This is a genomic window from Paenibacillus chitinolyticus, from assembly GCF_045038035.1.
Lineage (GTDB): Bacteria > Bacillota > Bacilli > Paenibacillales > NBRC-103111 > Paenibacillus_F > Paenibacillus_F chitinolyticus_A.
Map to the genome: position 1 here is coordinate 686,135 of NZ_CP173427.1, position 16,717 is coordinate 702,851.

Genomic DNA, 16,717 nt, shown 5'->3' on the forward strand with positions numbered 1-16,717 from the left:
AGGCCAGCTGAGCCCTCGCCAGCTGGCCTTCGCTTGCCCGGGCGGGCAAGGGAGGAAAAGCATGCTCCCTTTCCGCGCGGCCTTTTTCCCCAATATTCGGTTGAGGAAGACGTGTGCAGGCATTTTTTACCACCCTGGGGGCAATACTAGATCGGAACATACGGAAGGGGACGGGTTGATGGAACAGCGCAAGTCGATGATTGCGATCTGGATCAGCCTGATTAGCAATGTCGTCCTAACGGGCATCAAGCTGGTCGTCGGCTGGTTGTTCGGCAGCCAGGTTCTGATTGCAGACGGAATACATAATGCCGGAGACGTGATTGCCACGGCAACGGCTTACAGCTCCATGCGGATTTCCAACCGCCCGGCCGACCACGATCATCCTTACGGGCACGGTAAAGCGGAGGTGCTCGGCTCGGGGGCCGTCGCGCTTCTGTTGGGCGCCGCGGCAATCTATATGGGGTATCATGCGGTAATGGCGCTTTTAGAGCCGCCGGGCGAAGCTCATGTCCTCGCTCTGATCGCGGCGGTTATTTCCCTGGTCTGGAAGCAATGGCTGTACGTATATACGATGAGGCTCGGCAGGGCCGCGAACAGCAAAGGCCTTATTGCCACGGCTTACGATCATCTGGCTGACGTTTATGCTTCCATTGCCGCTTCTGCGGGGATCGCACTGGCGTTGGCCGGGGATTACTTTGATATTCCTTTCTTGGCCTACGGCGATCCGGCAGCCGGAATTATCGTCTCTTTTCTCGTCATCAAGCTCGCTTATACGATGGGGACGGAAGCGGTCAATATTCTAATGGAAACGAACGTCGAGGACGCCAAGCTGCAGCAGTATAAAGAGATCATTGAGTCGTTCCCCGACGTCAAGCGCATCGACCGGCTGCGTGCCCGCGAACACGGCCATTACATACTCGTTGATGCGCGGATCGGTATTATGGGCACGTTAACGATTCAGCAGGGGCACGATATCGGACGCGGCATCAAGGAAGCGATCCGGGCCAAACATCCCGAAGTGGACGAGGTGCTTGTCCATCTGAATCCTTGGTACCCGGATGAGGAGCATAACCCGGATGCCGGCCGGGATCACTCATTCAAAAGCAGCAGCTAACCCGGTTAACGGAAAAAAAGTAAAAAATAACGAAGACGGCATTCCTGCGGAAGGAAGGGCCGTCTTTTTTTCTGTGCCATACAAAGCGGTTTTTATGAACGGCGCAGCCTGATTTTAAAATTTAAGTTTTGCACGGCCTTTTACTAAAATTTATAGGATCGCTGCACCCCTAAAGGTTTAGAAGATGTCTGTATACGGCGGCTTTTCTTTTATACACTGAAGTCAGATCAAAGCATCGAGGATCGAATTCACGTTAAAGGGGATACGGGTATGAGTCTTGCCATGAAAACGGATTGCCAGATTTGCGGGCACAAGCTTGACGCTCAGTCTGAAGCTTACATTTGCGTGCATGAATGCACATTCTGCAAAAATTGCACGGAAGAGAGAGGTCACATCTGCCCTAACTGTTCGGGAGAACTGGTTCGAAGACCGCGTACGCCGTTAACTGCAGCAGCTTGTCCGCTGGGCTAAGAAGTCACTTCTAACGCAAAAAAAGAGAGCCCGAGGGCTCTCTTTTTGGTTTACCGGTTATTAAGCGTTGGTTTTTTCGTACATCATTTGACGAAGTACGGTTTGCAGGATACCGCCGTTACGGTAGTAATCCACATCCACCATGCTGTCCAGACGGACGATAGCTTTGAATTCGAACGACGTGCCGTCTTCACGGGTAGCCGTTACGGTTACTTGCTCGCCCGGCTGCACATCGTTGGACAAGCCGGAAATTTCGATGGTTTCGCGGCCTGTCAGACCAAGCGTTTTCCATCCTTGACCTTCAAGGAATTGAAGCGGAAGTACGCCCATACCTACCAGGTTGCTGCGGTGAATACGTTCGAAGCTCTCTGCGATAACGGCTTTGACGCCCAGCAGAAGCGTACCTTTGGCCGCCCAGTCACGGGAGCTTCCGGTTCCGTACTCTTTACCCGCGATAACGACGAGGGAAGTATTTTTATCCTGATAGTTCATCGAAGCATCGTAAATCGACATCACTTCGCCTGTCGGCAGGTAAGTCGTTACGCCGCCCTCGGTGCCCGGAGCCACTTGGTTACGGATGCGGATGTTCGCGAACGTACCGCGCATCATGACTTCGTGGTTACCGCGGCGGGAACCGTAGGAGTTAAAGTCTTTTTTGTCCACGCCATGCTCGATCAGGTATTTGCCCGCAGGGCTGTCTACCTTGATGTTACCGGCAGGAGAGATGTGGTCCGTCGTAACGGAGTCGGCAAGAAGTGCAAGCGTTTTGGCGCCGCGGACGTCTTTGATGTCGTCCAGGGACTGGCCAAGGTGTTGGAAGAACGGAGGCTCTTGAATATAAGTGGAGTTTTTGTCCCACTCGTACAGTTCGCCTTCCGGTACCGCGATTTGGTTCCAGCGCTCGTTGGCACGGAACACGTCTTTATATTTCTCGCGGAAAGCTTCGGCCGTAACGGCTGTCGCGACAGCTTCCTCGATTTCTTTGTTGCTCGGCCAGATGTCTTTCAGGTAGACAGGCTCGTTGTTCGTGCCGTAGCCGATCGGATCTTTCGTCAGGTCGATGTTCACGTTGCCTGCCAGCGCGTAAGCGACAACAAGCGGCGGGGAAGCGAGATAGTTCGCTTTAACCTGTGCATGAACGCGGCCTTCGAAGTTACGGTTACCGGACAGAACGGCAGCGACCGTCATGTCGTTGTCGGCAACGGCTTGGCTCACCTCGTCCGGAAGCGGACCGGAGTTACCGATACAAGTTGCGCAGCCGTAACCCGCTACGAAGAAACCGAGATCTTCAAGCGGTTTAAGCAGGCCTGCTTTCTCCAGATAGTCGGTAACGACCAGGGAACCCGGAGTCAGGGAAGTTTTCACGTAAGCCGGCGTTTTCAGGCCGCGCTCTACGGCTTTCTTCGCGAGAAGGCCCGCACCGAGCATAACGTTCGGGTTGGATGTATTTGTACAGCTCGTGATCGCTGCAATTACAACGGCGCCCGTGCTCATTTTGGCTGTTCTGCCGTCCGCGTATTTCACTTCGACTTCTTCGGCGATTTTCTCGTCGGACAGGCCGTATCCGCCTTTGTCTACAGGCGTACGCAGGATGTCGTTGAAAGATTCTTTCATCGCCGTCAGCTCGACGCGGTCTTGAGGACGTTTAGGACCTGCAAGGCTCGGTACGACGGTGGACAGGTCGATTTCGATTACATCGGAGTAGATCGGATCTTCCATGTCTTTCGTGCGGAACATGCCTTGCGCTTTATAGTAAGCTTCAACGAGAGCGATCTGCTCTTCGCTGCGGCCTGTGTTTCTCAGGTATTCCAGCGTGCTGTTGTCAACCGGGAAGAAACCTACGGTTGCGCCGTACTCGGGAGCCATGTTGGCAACCGTCGCACGGTCGGACAGGACGAGGTCCTCAAGGCCGGGACCGAAGAACTCGACAAATTTACCGACAACGCCCTTCTTGCGAAGAGTTTGAGTGACGGTGAGGGCAAGGTCGGTCGCCGTTGCGCCTTCGGCAAGACGTCCGGTCAGTTTGAAGCCGATAACTTCAGGCGTTACGAAGTACAGCGGCTGTCCGAGCATACCGGCTTCGGCTTCGATACCGCCAACGCCCCAGCCTACGATACCGAGACCGTTGATCATGGTGGTGTGGGAGTCGGTACCTACCAGGGAATCCGGATATACGGTCGTTTCGCCGTCTACCGTTTTGGTAGCCGCAACGGAAGCGAGATACTCCAGGTTTACCTGGTGAACGATACCGGTTGCCGGAGGTACGGCACGGAAGTTATCGAATGCGGTTTGCGCCCAGCGCAGGAAGCGGTAGCGCTCTTCGTTACGCTCGAACTCAAGCTCCATGTTGGTTTCAAGCGCCATACCGTTACCGAAAGCGTCGACCATAACGGAGTGGTCGATTACCAGGTCAACCGGAACGAGCGGGTTAATGCGTTTAGGGTCTCCGCCTGCGCGTGCAACGGTGTCTCTCATTGCCGCGAGGTCAACTACAACCGGTACGCCGGTAAAATCCTGCAGGACGATACGGGCAGGAATGAAAGGAATTTCTTTATTGTGGTCGGCGTTCTCGTCGCCCCAAGTTGCGATTTGCTTCACGTGTTCGTCCGTGATGGCGCGGCCGTCGTATTGGCGGATCGCGGCTTCAAGCAGAACTTTAATGGAGAAAGGCAGTTTGGAAATTCCGGCGAACTGCTGCTGGAGATCCTGCAGGCTGTAGTAGTGGTAAGATTTACCGCCTACCGTCAGCTGCTTGCGTACGTTAAAAGCGTCTTTTTGCGGCATTGCAAAGCCTCCCTTATGATCTTTGAAATGGCGAATTGAAATTTGTCAGGGTCTTACGTTTGGTTGGTTGATGATGTTTCATCTGATGAAACTCAATTTCATATTTCGCTATATCCTTAGTATACCGTGTTCCCCCTGCCGCGTAAAGAATAAAATGACTCATTTTTATTTGAAATTTTTCATATATTTAAGCGAATATCCACGCGTATTATCGATGCGTATAAGGCCGGTCCACGCAGCGGACTCTTGGCTCTTGGGAGGGAAAGGCATGTCCTGGAAAACAGCGCTGTACGATTATCTGCACGCACGCAATACGGCGGAAACGGAAGCGTCGGCCGGAGTGCTGGCAAACGTTGTGGAAGACGAACGGTTCAGCCGGGAAACCGACGCCAGGTATCACAGGCTGATCGAAAGCCGTAAAGAACGCGGAGTCAAGGCGCTGCGTGGAGAAATGCGGCTTAAGCTTCAGCATGTGCACGAACACGAGGAAGGCGTTACCGCGGACGTCGAGTGCCAGCAGCAGTTTTTTTACGAACAAGGGGGCAGGGAGCGGAAGGAATGCATCGTCATCCGGGAACGGGTCGGCTTGATCCGTAAGGGATCGCGCTGGATCATCGCGCAGATTTCGGCCCGGGAGAGTGAGCGGGAAAAAACGAGACAATCGTACTCCTGGCTGGCGGAGGAAGGAATTTACACGCCCGAAGGTGAAATCTCCTCGTCGCAGCCCTACCTGAATTATAGTATACTGAACCATGTCGGAACTTACCCCGAAACCCGGAAGAAGCTTTACGATCGCGGCAAAGCGGTCAAATATGCGGACACCTGGTGGAACCGGTACAATCCGGCTTTTATTGAATTTGAAGTGGACTGCACAAGCTACGTCTCCCAATGTCTCTTTGCAGGGGGGACACCGATGAACTATACTGGGAAAAGAGGCGCCGGCTGGTGGTACGCGGGCAAGCAGGGCGGCCGCGAGCTCTGGAGTTACAGCTGGGCGGTCGCCCAGGCTCTTCAGCTTTACGTGCCCGCTTCCCGCAGAGGGCTGAGCGGAACGCTCGTTTCCTCGGCCGCCGAACTAAGGCCGGGCGATTTTATCAGCTATGACTGGGACGGGGACGGACGTTTTCAGCACAATACGTTCGTGACCGCACTGGATGCGAGCGGTATGCCGCTCGTGAACGCGCATACCGTCAGCAGCAAGCACCGCTACTGGGATTATAAGGACTCGTACGCGTGGACGGATAAAACCCGGTACGCCTTTGTCCGTGTTTCGGATGAAATGGATGGATAAATAAAGATTATAGAAATCAGGCGGAGGGGAAACATGAGCCGGAAATTGCGGATAGGACTGATCTATGGCGGTAAATCCGGGGAGCATGAGGTATCTTTGCAGACCGCGCATGCCGTCATTGGAGCATTGGATGTATCGAAGTATGAGATTACTCCTTTCTATATTACAAAGCAGGGGGAATGGCGCCGGGGAGCGGCTCTGAACGGCCGGGTGGAGCGCAAGGAGCTGCTCGCCTTCGACGCTTCCGAGGGCGAAGCGGCGGGCGCGGCTCTGGCTCCTTTCTTCTCCGGCCTTACGAGCCAGGCGGGCGGCGTAATGGCCGAAGTGGCCGCTGCGGGTGAAGCCGCCCGGACGGAAGCCGTCGATGTCGTGCTGCCGCTGCTGCACGGCACTTTCGGAGAGGACGGCACCATCCAGGGGCTGCTTGAGATGGCGAACATTCCGTACGTGGGAGCGGGCGTGCTCGCCTCGGCCGTCGGAATGGACAAAGTCGCCATGAAGAAAATGTTCGCGCAGGAGGGGCTCCCGCAGTGCGTGTACCGGCACTTCACCCGTTCCCAGTGGGAGAAGGATCAGCCGTTCTTCCTGATGGAAACCGAAATTTCCATCGGGTATCCGTGCTTCATCAAGCCGGCCAACCTGGGTTCGAGCGTGGGTATTTCCAAAGCCCGCAACCGGCAGGAGCTGATCGAAGCGGTGGAGTATGCCTTCCAGTTCGACCGGAAGGTGATTGTGGAAGAATTCGTGGACGCGCGGGAGATTGAAGTCGCCATCCTCGGCAACGAAGAGCCTCTGGCCTCCGTTCCGGGCGAGATTGTATCTTCCAGCGAGTTTTACGACTACAAGGCCAAATATGTCGATGGCAAATCGACGATGGTCATTCCGGCGGATCTGCCGGAAGAAACCGCCGCGCAGATTCAGGAGCTCGCCGTTCAGGCGTTCCAGTCCATCGACGGATCGGGCCTGTCGCGGGTCGATTTCTTCCTGACCCGGACGGACGGCCAGATTTATATCAACGAGATCAACACCATGCCGGGCTTTACCCCGTTCAGTATGTATCCCCTTCTCTGGAAGGAATCCGGCAAACCTTACGCGGAGCTGCTGGACGATCTCATCCGGCTTGCGCTGGAACGCCACGCGGCCAAACAGCAAATCAAATATACGGTGGAGTAACGGCTTGGCCGGACACCGATTTCGCATGCAGGGGAGCAGGCTGCCGTCCGCAGGTACAACCCCGCGGGCCCGGGGAAAACGGAGGCTGACGCCGGAGCGGCTTTCCCGCATGCGCTTTTAGCAACGACTACTATTTCGATCAGCCGGGAGGGCGCTATGGGCTTTCAGACCGAATTTAATTCCGTATGCAAATTCAAATCCGAGCAGGAACTGTACGAGCTGTTGGAATACGGGCGCTGCAAAATGCGCAAAAGCGGGTTCCGCGTGTATCCGACCGGCCAGAAAGTAATCGCGTATTCGCCGGCCAACGAGGCGGTGGCTATCGTAAAGATCAGCGCTTCCATCGCGGAAATCACGTTTCAGGGGGATGAAGTTACCCTCGTGGAGATGGATCTGGTGCGCAAGCTGACCGAGGAAGAGGCGCGCGTGCAGACCGCGCTCGCCCACGAGATGTTTTTCGGCGAACAAGGAAACCAATAAAAGGCGGACCGTTCCGGATAATCCGTTAAGGAAGCGGGATAACGTCCGATTCAAGGGAATTGAACATGTTCCTACCCGTTTCATCCATTTATACCGTGAATATGAAAAGCAGCTTTGATCTCGGCCCCGGTTGAGAAAACGGCTGCTTTTTGTTTTGGGCCGCTGAAATTTCGGATCGTTAAAATTTTTCCTTCATAAATATAAGCGCCTTTTATTCTGGGCATCTTATCACTAAAGACCAATCAGGAGCAAGGATGTGACCAACGGCCATGATCGTACGCCTGGGGTATGTGGCGATGTCCACGGAAGTGAAGAATGCGTCCCCGTCCAAGACGATGACGGCAACGCTGTTCGGCCAGTTGAATGACCGGGAAGCCGCTGTCCGCAAGCTGGAGAGAATAGGAGCCGAGAACCTTCACAATACGCTTCGGCTGCTTAGGCATAACCGCGCTTACGATATCAAGGTGTACCGCTATTCGTCCAAACTGATTCCCCTACTAGGCCATGACATGCTGGAAGGCTGGGATCCGATCCCGGCTCTTGCCGAGGAATTTAAAGAAGTGGGGGATTACGCCAAGCTGCACGGAATGCGGACGAGTTTCCATCCCGATCACTTTACGGTTCTCAGCACCCCCCGCAAAGATGTCCTGCTCAAGTCTTATGCGGACCTTGAGCGGCATGCCGCGATGCTGGAGGCAATGGGACTCGGAGAGGACGCCAAGCTCAACATCCACGTAGGCGGAACTTACGGAGACAAGCCGAAAGCGGCTAAGCGGTTTCTGGCTCATTTTGCCGATTTGAACGAAAGCGCCCGGCGCCGTCTCACTCTGGAGAACGACGACAAAACGTTCACCGCCCGCGAAACGCTGGAAATTTGCGAGAAGGTCGGCGTGCCCATGGTGCTCGATGTCCATCATCACCAAGTGAACAACGAGGGGGAGGACATTCTGGAGCTGTGGCCCCGGATACAGGCGACATGGGAAGGGCAGCTTTGCGTCTCGCTTCCGGATTGCGCGGATCAGCCGCTGCCGCCCAAAATCCATGTATCGAGCCCCAAGAACGATAAAGATATCCGGAGCCATGCGGATTATGTGGACGCCGGACCTTTGCTGGAATTTCTCAGAGGCATTGCCGGGATCACTCCGCGGCTCGACGTTATGATTGAAGCCAAAATGAAGGATGCCGCCCTTTTTCGTCTGATGAAGGATCTGGAAGCGGAAAAAGACGTAGACATACTGACAGAGGCTTCCGTGCAAATAAACGTTCCTTAGGATCGTGCCGGAAGCGATGAAGGCAAGGGAATCGGACTCTGCGAGATGATGGCCCACATAGGCCGCGATTTTTCGCTTAAATCTATAAAAACCTCCGGAATTTCGCGTTAATCCGGTAACGGTGCATGTTTTTGCCGTGTTCTCCTTGTCTTTGCCGGTCAAATGGGGTACCTTGTTAAAGTGAAGGATTGTCCAATTTCGAACCGAGAGGAGATTGTCGAATGACGACATCGGGTTTATTGAACGGCAAGAACATTCTGGTTATGGGGGTTGCCAACGACCGCAGCATCGCATGGGCGATTGCGCAATCTTTGGCGGCTCAAGGCGCGCGCCTCGCATTCACTTACGAGAGCGAGCGTGTGGAAGAGCGTGTACGCAAATTGGCCGGTAATATTCCGGATTCGCTTATTTTGCCCTGCAACGTAACGGTAGACGAAGATCTCGTACGCCTGGCTGATACGCTCAAAGGCGAGTTCGGCGTTCTGCACGGAGTGGTGCACAGCATCGCGTTCGCACGGACGGAAGAGCTGGAAGGCATGTTCGTGGACACTTCCCGCGACGGCTACGCTTTGGCACAGGACATCAGCGCATTCTCGCTGGTTGCGGTGTCGAAGCACATGTATCCGCTGATGACGGAGGGCGGCAGCATCATGACGATGACCTACCTCGGCGCGGAACGCGTTATGCGCAACTACAACGTGATGGGCGTGGCCAAAGCGGCGCTGGAAGCAAGCGTACGTTACCTGGCGGCCGATCTTGGCCAGCACGGTATCCGTGTGAACGGCATTTCGGCGGGTCCGATCCGTACCCTAGCCGCCAAAGGCATTAAGGACTTCAACTCCATCCTGCATCAGGTGGAAGAGAAAGCTCCGCTGCGCAAAACGACGGAAACGGCGGAAGTCGGCGATACGGCCATGTTCCTGATGAGCCATCTGTCGCGCGGCATTACCGGCGAAATTATTCACGTAGACGGCGGTTACAACATCGTAGGCGCGTAAAGCTGCGCTGCCTGCAAGGAATAGTCCTTCCGAAAATTTGCAACTCCATACATACATGAAGACCCCTTTGGGCGGTTACACCTCGAGAGAATGGGTGGGTGTGCTCCGTCTATGGGGGTTTTTGTGTTTTTTGTTGTTGTGAAGCGATCCGATATCAGGTAAAATTTATGAAAATCAAGCTTATTTTGCAAAAAGAGAGGACTGTCCATGGCGCGTTTTTTGACCCGGATCGGAAATGAGCGGATCGGCATTGAAACGGACTCCCCGGTACTCGGTGAGTGGTTGAGGGAATCATTTGATCGAGGCTTCGGGGACGACGGGGAAGAGCCGCGTCTGCGGCTGAACATAAAGGGCGGCTACGGCGTGCCGTTTGTCGATTTCGACGTTGCCGTGGAGAGGCGCGGCGGCAAGGTTATCTATACCCGGGCCGATTACCGGATCGAAGCCGACGAGGACCTTAAGTCGGCTTCCGTGGCGGTTCAGGACGAGTTCGCGCTGAAGCATGCGCTGATGAACGTTTACAGCGCTTTCCTCATCCGCAACGGGCTGGGCCTGCTGATGCACTCTTCGTGCGCCGTTCAGGACGGCAGGGGCTACTTGTTCGCCGGGCCGTCCGGAGCAGGCAAATCAACGGCCGCGCTGCTGTCCAGGCCGCGTGTCCTGCTCAGCGACGAGGCGACGGTGATTGCCCTTCCCGAAGCGGGACCGGACGGCGGAGCCGGGGCGCTGGCGTACAACTCGCCTTTCCGCAGCGATTCGCGCTGGGATATCGGCGAGGGCATTCCGGCCGCTCCGCTGGAGGGGATGTACGTGCTCAGGCAGTCGGAGGATGTCCGGACGGAGCCGATGAAAGCGGCGGACGCCCTGCCGATCGTCATGAGCCAGGTTTTCTTCTGGACGACGGGGGCGGAGGAGACCCGCACGGTGATGCATCTGTGCATGCGCTTCCTGGAACGGGTACCGGTCCACGAGCTTTTCTTCCAGAAGAACGATCTTTTCTGGAATGTCATTGCTCCCCGTAAGGCCGGCGTCTGATGGGCGGAGAGGTCCATAGCCGGCTCGGCAGCGGAGGACTCGGCGCCGAGGCGCTTGTCGTGCGGCGCGCCCTGGAGCTTAAAGGGCGCGTGGAGATTCCGTCGCGCGGCACGAGCATGCGGCCGCTCATCCGCGAGGGCAGCGTCTGCGCGTTCGTGCAGGTGAGCGCCGCGGATCTCCGGAGAGGCGATATCGTCCTCTTCGAAGGGGAAGAGGGCGGGCTTATCGCCCACCGCCTGATCCGCCGTGGAGGAGAAGGCCCGCAGGCTCCGCTGCTCTGCAAGGGCGACGCGAACATCGGCTTCGATCCGCCTGTGCCCGCCGCGAAGGTGCTGGCCCGGCTGGAGACGATAAGCCGGGAAGGCCGCGTATCGTCGAGGCTGTCGCCCGGCTTCCGGATCTGGGGCCGGATCATGACGGCTTTTCCGGTACTTTCGCGGGGGTTCCGTCTAGTTTCGCGGGTTGTGGGAAGGCTGCGCGGGCAGAGAAATTGACCGGCGGATGAATGCGCCGCGCGTGCGGCTTTATTTTTTGGCAGATCCTACGAGGAAATTTGGGTGAAACGATGTGGCACGGAATTCGTTTCATTTACTATACTAGAACTATACTAGATTGCGAGAGAAAAGAGTGATATCCAATGACGACTGTAAATCAGGAACCTTACCGTGTCGGCGGCAAAAGCTTTACGGCCGTCGCTATCAATACCGCCGCGAAGGCGGGCGAATGGATTAAGAGCCGGGTGGGTGAAATCCGCCGGGTGGATGTGAAGTATTCCTCCCACGATCTTGTGACGGAAGTGGACAAGGGATCGGAGACAATGATCCGCAATTTGATTCTGACGCATTTTCCCCATCACGCGTTTCTAGGCGAGGAAGGCGTGGAGCCGGGGCCCGAGGCGTCGGCGGCCGCCCTGGAGAACGTGAGCGATGCCGAATACTTATGGATCGTCGATCCTATCGACGGTACGACGAATTTTATACATGGATTTCCGTTCTTCAGCGTGTCCATAGCGCTTGCTTACAAAAGCGAAGTGATTGTGGGCGTGGTCTACGATCCCATGCGAGACGAGTTGTTTGTGGCGGAAAAAGGCAAGGGCGCTTATCTGAAAGCCGCCAAGCTTGGCGTATCGGGTGAGTCGGCGCTGTCCGAAAGTCTGGTCGGAACCGGTTTCCCCGCCGACCGCGAAGGCGCTCTTCCGATCAACCTGGCCGGTATCAACGCTCTCATGCCGAAGGTGCGCAATCTCCGCAATGCGGGTTCGGCGGCGCTGCATCTGGCTTACGTAGCGGCGGGCCGTCTGTCGGGCTTCTACGAAATCGGACTGAATGCCTGGGATATAGCCGCGGGTGCGCTGCTCGTCCAGGAGTCGGGCGGCCGTGTAACCGATACGGCGGGACAGCCTTATACGCTTGGCGTACGCCATGTGTTGGCGACAAACGGTCTTATTCACGACGAGCTGCAAAACGAGCTTCGGCAGGCCGGCGCTACGGGTTTATAGGCTTTTCGGACTTGTTGACTTGAGGCGCCGCCGGAACCCGCTTAGGTACCGGGACGCAAGGAAATGCGAAGGCTTAGGCCCGAGGCCCCGAAGGATACTTCGGGGTTTGTTTTTTTTGCGCGGAGGAAGTAACATGGACAAAGAGAGAAACGGAGGGGAACGGATGAATAGAAGAAAATGGCTGATCGGACTCATTTTGTTGTGTCTGGCTGCCGGGATATACGCGGTAATCCGTTTTAACATAGATCCGACGCTGGCGCCCGAGGACATTAAGCTCCGTGCCCGGGTCGTGCCTGCGGCGGAGAAGCCTGCGGAGGTGCCGTCTCAGGCATCCGCAGCCGCGGCGTACGCGACGGTGGTCGAGGTAGAGCTGGAGAGCGCCGGCGGCCAAGCGCTGAAGCAGGAAGGATACAGCTACAAGGTGTATCCTTACGTTCAGAACGGCACCGTGGCCGCCTGGGAGCCCGCGCCTGACGCGCTCGGCAAGGGCCAGAAGCCGGAGAGCTACGCCTTTGGCCCCGATGCCGTGACGATGCCGCGTGCGCTGGAGATGATCGAGCGGCTTACAGGCGCGTCGACGAACGAAGAAGAAGCGAAGAAGGCGGGTATGTCCGGCGGGTTCGTCTACACCGGCGAGACTTTCCCGGCGAAAGTGCGTTATTACGCCAAGGAAGCGGGCACGGATGCGACTGACGGGCGCACCTACATCCTGTTCTCATACCACGAGAAAAAATGGGGCAAAGACGTCAGTTGGGTCAAAGCGGTGAAAGTCGCTCCTTAGCCGTCGGCGGAGCCGTTCGGGGGAAGGCAGGAGGGTCTGCGCCGGGTAAAAGCGGAGCGGAAGGAGCGGTTTGCTGTGTATCCGCAGGAGCATGGCACGCGGGGCTCCACCGTGGGACGCTGGCTTTCGATGCGTACTTCGAGATGCCGCAGGAAGACATACAAAAAGCCGGTTCGGCGCAGCAGGAAAACAGCCCTTGTCCGGGAGAGGATAAGGGCTGTTTTGGTTTGGCCGCGGTTTCGGCCGGTACGGCGCGGCAGGTGCAGCCGAAGCGGCTATGCCTCTGAGGCACCTACGCTTCCGCATTAACGCTCCGGCCGATGCTACAACGCCGCAGCTGCGCTAATGCCATAGCTGCGCTAACGCCGCAGCCGCATCTTGCCGCACGTCTCACGGCAAAAGCACGGCCCGCCCGCATGCGGCCCCGCTTCCGCCTGCGCGGCAGGGAAGGCGGCCGGGCCGCGAAGCGACGCCGAAGCGCTGCGCACCGCCGATGCGTCCGCGCGGCAAAAGCAGGCCCCGCGTCGCGACTTCGCCCGGCTAAATCGCCGTGTGCCGCCGTCCCGCCTCAAGTCACGCCGTGCTCTTGAGGCTTCTCCAGGCTGCCGAGCTTGCCGTCGCGGTACTCGCGGGGAGAGAGGCCCATCCGCGCCCGGAAGGTGCGGTGGAAGTAAGAATAGCTGTGGAAGCCGCACGACTCCGCAGCCTGCTCCAGCGTCATCGCGCCGAAGCGGATGCGCTCGCACGCCATCGAGATCCGGACCTCGATGGCGTAATCCATGACGGACTGGCCGAACGTCTCGCGGAACAGGTGACCCGCGCGCGAGGTGCTCAGTCCGACGTGGTCGGCCAGATCCTGGAGCGTGAAGGCCTCCGAGGCGTTCTGCTCGATGTACGTTTTCATGCGCTGGACCATGTAAGAAAAGCGCGGCTTCTGGGGAAACGATCCCAGATCCGAGAGATCGCCGATGACGCGGTCCAGCGACAGGCAGAGCACGCGAACGAGATAGTCGCCGATTTCCTGAAGGTTATCGTGCAGCCGGCGGCGTTCGCGGAAAATTTCCCGCCAGATGTTCAGCCAGCTGTCGTCCAGGCCGACCCGGATGATGCCGGGCCTCTTGAAACGCTCCCACCAGGCGTCCATCCAGCTTCCGCTGCACATCAGGTAATAATCGCCGCTGTACACGGTATCGGCGTCCGGCGGTAAAGTCTCGTGCTGGCTGCCGATGCGCAGCTCGTAGGCGTCTCCGGGACGGTACAGCAGAAGATCGCCCGGCTCTGCGGTCACATAGCGGCCTTCCTGCCAAACCTGGCAGGTGCCTTCCGTTTGAAGACGCAGCAAATAGTATTGGATTCCGTCCCGCTGATTGGAGACGAAAGGCTTGCGGTGCACCGAATAACCGGCGGACAAAATATGGACCTCATCTTTAACGGCTGACGCCGGGTCCTGAATTCCTGTCACGAGGCATCGTTCCTTTTTGATAATTTAGCAAAATAGTTCATGTTCCGCGTGGATCATTCATTCTCATTATAAACGAGGTATGGTATCAATAGAAGGAGAGGTTTTTTTGGCGAAGGGAAGCGTTTCCCTTCCGACATCCCCATAACCCAGGACAGAGGAAAGGTGATCGTAGATGACAAAGATCGGAATTGGCGTGCAGTTATACACCCTGCGTTCGGAAACGGAGAAGGACTTCAGAGGCTCTTTGAAAAAAGTGGCGGATCTCGGGTATGAAGGGGTAGAATTTGCCGGTTACGGAGGGCTTTCCCCCCGTGAATTGAGTGAACTTCTGAAAGAACTGAACCTGACTTCGGTCGGCAGTCATGTGGGCATTCACCGTCTTCAGGAAAACCTGGACGAGGAAATCGAAATGAACGTGGCCATCGGCAGCAAGTATGTCGCCTGCCCGGGCTGGTTTCCGCCTGAACGTACGGAGGAAGGCTTCCGTGAAATCGTGGAAATTCTCAAGGAGAGCAGCCGCCGTTTCGCGGAACACGGAATCGCTTTCGGCTATCATAACCATTCGTTCGAGTTTGAAGAGAAAATCGGCGATCAGACGATGTTTGACGCATTTTTCTCCGCGCTCCCGGAAAATGAGCTGTTCGTGGAATTGGATGTGTGCTGGGCTCATAACGCCGGCTTCGATCCGATCGGGGTTATGAAGCAGTATGCGGGCAGAACGCCGCTTCTTCACGTGAAAGACCTGCGCAAGGAAGACGGCAAGCTGCTCACGGTTGAGCTGGGCACAGGCGAAGTCGACCTGAAGCCGGTGCTGGCCGCCGCCGAAGAAATCGGTACGAAGTGGTTCATCGTCGAGCAGGACGAGTGCCAGAATCCGCCGTTCGAAAGCATTGCGGCAAGCCGGGAATGGCTGCGCCAAAACTATCGGTAAGCATTTAACCCGCCGGGGTCCGGCGGTTCAGGAAGAGCATTTCCCTTGGGGAGATGCTCTTTTTTTGTGAGCATTAAATGGGGAAGGATTGCCTTTGCGAATACCGGACCGGAAATAACTTCCCGTGCGGGTGAAATCCTGTTACAATAAACCTGATTGTAAACCTTGATTTATTTTATTTGGTTAACAATTAACGGCCGAGCGAAATTTATGAAATGTAACCTTCGGATGATTATTCAACTTTTTTGGCAAGAAAGGACGTGCTGAGCATGCATACGGAACAACAAACGGCTGGGGGGACAGGAACCCTGTCCAGATGGGAACATTACGCGGACAAGGCGCTTCGAGGTGAGAAGCTGGAGATGGAAGAGGCGCTTACCGTACTCCAAGCCGACGACGATGAACTGCTGCCCCTTATGCAGGCGGCTTTCCGTGTACGCAAGCATTACTACGGACGCAAGGTGAAGCTTAATCTCATCATTAACGCGAAAAGCGGGCTGTGCCCCGAGGACTGCGGCTACTGCTCTCAATCCATCGTGTCCAAGGCCCCTATCACCAAGTACCCGCTTCTGGAGAAGGATGTTCTGATCGAGGGGGCGCGGAAAGCGCTGGAGATGAAAGTGGGCACCTACTGCATCGTCGCCAGCGGCAGAGGACCGACTAACCGTGAGCTGGATCAGGTGATTGAAGCCGTGCAGACGATTAAAGGGGAAATGCCCCTGAAAATTTGCGCCTGTCTGGGCATCTTGTCGGACGAGCAGGCTGTGCGTCTGAAAGAAGCCGGGGTAGACCGCTACAACCACAATCTCAACACGAGCGCTTCCCATTTCGCCAAAATTACGTCCACGCATACATACGATGACCGGGTCCGGACGGTAGAGCAGGCGAAGCGGGCCGGAATGTCGCCCTGCTCCGGAATTATTGCGGGAATGGGCGAGTCGGAAGAGGAATTGGCGGAGATGGCTTTCGCGCTGCGTGAGCTGGATGCCGACTCCATTCCCGTCAACTTCCTGAACCCGATTCCCGGCACGCCGCTGGCGGAACAACGGAGCCTGAATCCGCGGCAGTGCCTCAAAATTCTCGCGCTCATGCGGCTGATTTGCCCGTCGAAGGAAATCCGCATCGCCGGCGGCCGGGAAGTGAATCTGAAATCGCTACAGCCTCTGGGCCTGTATGCGGCCAACTCCATTTTCCTGGGGGATTATCTGACCACGGAAGGCCAGGAAGCCGGCGAAGACCACCGGATGCTGGAGGACCTCGGTTTCGAGATCGAACTGTGCGCCTTGTAGGCAGGTGTTTAAGCGAACGGACGCACCGTAAGGAAGAATATACAAGAAAAGAGCAGAAGGGCAGAACGCCCTCTGCTTTTTTTGCATTTTTATACAATCTAATGTGAATTGCATTGAATAGTATTAATTTTCGTTGTTC

At 56.4% G+C, this 16,717-nt stretch carries 15 protein-coding genes; 13 read left to right on the plus strand and 2 right to left on the minus strand.

The window, feature by feature from the left end:
* Positions 1-178 precede the first annotated feature (178 nt).
* Positions 179-1,114 carry a cation diffusion facilitator family transporter gene (locus ACI48J_RS03205; RefSeq protein ID WP_405081636.1) on the plus strand — a complete coding sequence of 312 codons (936 nt, stop codon included), beginning with the start codon at positions 179-181 and terminating at the stop codon, positions 1,112-1,114.
* 270 nt (positions 1,115-1,384) lie between these two features.
* Positions 1,385-1,585: a DUF1272 domain-containing protein gene (locus tag ACI48J_RS03210; protein ID WP_326052433.1), complete on the plus strand. Its 201-nt coding sequence runs from the start codon at positions 1,385-1,387 to the stop codon at positions 1,583-1,585.
* A 60-nt stretch (positions 1,586-1,645) separates the two neighbouring features.
* Here the strand turns inward: ACI48J_RS03210 and acnA are convergent, their stop codons facing one another.
* Positions 1,646-4,369, minus strand: a complete 2,724-nt coding sequence (gene acnA, locus ACI48J_RS03215; RefSeq protein WP_405081638.1) for an aconitate hydratase AcnA — start codon at positions 4,367-4,369, stop codon at positions 1,646-1,648.
* Between the two features lie 268 nt (positions 4,370-4,637).
* Here acnA and ACI48J_RS03220 point away from each other — a divergent pair, with 268 nt between their 5' ends.
* The 9 genes from ACI48J_RS03220 (at position 4,638) to ACI48J_RS03260 (ending at position 12,896) form a co-directional block, all read left to right on the plus strand.
* Positions 4,638-5,660, plus strand: a complete 1,023-nt coding sequence (locus ACI48J_RS03220) for an amidase domain-containing protein (RefSeq protein WP_405081640.1) — start codon at positions 4,638-4,640, stop codon at positions 5,658-5,660.
* Between the two features lie 33 nt (positions 5,661-5,693).
* On the plus strand, positions 5,694-6,833 hold the full coding sequence (locus tag ACI48J_RS03225) for a D-alanine--D-alanine ligase (RefSeq protein ID WP_326052430.1): 1,140 nt from the start codon (positions 5,694-5,696) through the stop codon (positions 6,831-6,833).
* 156 nt (positions 6,834-6,989) lie between these two features.
* Positions 6,990-7,313, plus strand: a complete 324-nt coding sequence (locus ACI48J_RS03230) for a hypothetical protein (protein WP_326052429.1) — start codon at positions 6,990-6,992, stop codon at positions 7,311-7,313.
* Between the two features lie 269 nt (positions 7,314-7,582).
* Complete coding sequence (gene uvsE / locus ACI48J_RS03235; protein WP_326052428.1) at positions 7,583-8,584, plus strand: UV DNA damage repair endonuclease UvsE; 1,002 nt, start codon at positions 7,583-7,585, stop codon at positions 8,582-8,584.
* A gap of 221 nt (positions 8,585-8,805) precedes the next feature.
* Positions 8,806-9,582 (plus strand): enoyl-ACP reductase FabI, encoded by a 777-nt coding sequence (fabI, locus tag ACI48J_RS03240; RefSeq protein ID WP_009676877.1) that lies wholly within the window; start codon positions 8,806-8,808, stop codon positions 9,580-9,582.
* Positions 9,583-9,789: 207 nt separating this feature from the next.
* On the plus strand, positions 9,790-10,617 hold the full coding sequence (locus ACI48J_RS03245) for a hypothetical protein (RefSeq protein ID WP_405081642.1): 828 nt from the start codon (positions 9,790-9,792) through the stop codon (positions 10,615-10,617).
* Positions 10,617-11,111, plus strand: a complete 495-nt coding sequence (locus ACI48J_RS03250; protein ID WP_405081643.1) for a S24/S26 family peptidase — start codon at positions 10,617-10,619, stop codon at positions 11,109-11,111. Before ACI48J_RS03245 ends, ACI48J_RS03250 begins: the two co-directional genes overlap by 1 nt.
* Before the next feature lie 143 nt (positions 11,112-11,254).
* Positions 11,255-12,115, plus strand: coding sequence for an inositol monophosphatase family protein (locus ACI48J_RS03255; protein ID WP_405081644.1), 861 nt, complete (start codon positions 11,255-11,257; stop codon positions 12,113-12,115).
* Between the two features lie 133 nt (positions 12,116-12,248).
* Positions 12,249-12,896: a hypothetical protein gene (locus tag ACI48J_RS03260; protein ID WP_405081646.1), complete on the plus strand. Its 648-nt coding sequence runs from the start codon at positions 12,249-12,251 to the stop codon at positions 12,894-12,896.
* 568 nt (positions 12,897-13,464) lie between these two features.
* Here the strand turns inward: ACI48J_RS03260 and ACI48J_RS03265 are convergent.
* On the minus strand, positions 13,465-14,358 hold the full coding sequence (locus ACI48J_RS03265; RefSeq protein ID WP_326056302.1) for an AraC family transcriptional regulator: 894 nt from the start codon (positions 14,356-14,358) through the stop codon (positions 13,465-13,467).
* A 172-nt stretch (positions 14,359-14,530) separates the two neighbouring features.
* Here ACI48J_RS03265 and ACI48J_RS03270 point away from each other — a divergent pair, with 172 nt between their 5' ends.
* Both ACI48J_RS03270 and bioB read left to right on the plus strand, forming a co-directional pair.
* Complete coding sequence (locus tag ACI48J_RS03270; RefSeq protein ID WP_326056304.1) at positions 14,531-15,289, plus strand: sugar phosphate isomerase/epimerase; 759 nt, start codon at positions 14,531-14,533, stop codon at positions 15,287-15,289.
* 269 nt (positions 15,290-15,558) lie between these two features.
* Positions 15,559-16,578, plus strand: a complete 1,020-nt coding sequence (gene bioB, locus ACI48J_RS03275; RefSeq protein WP_405081648.1) for a biotin synthase BioB — start codon at positions 15,559-15,561, stop codon at positions 16,576-16,578.
* The last annotated feature ends 139 nt before the right edge of the window (positions 16,579-16,717 follow it).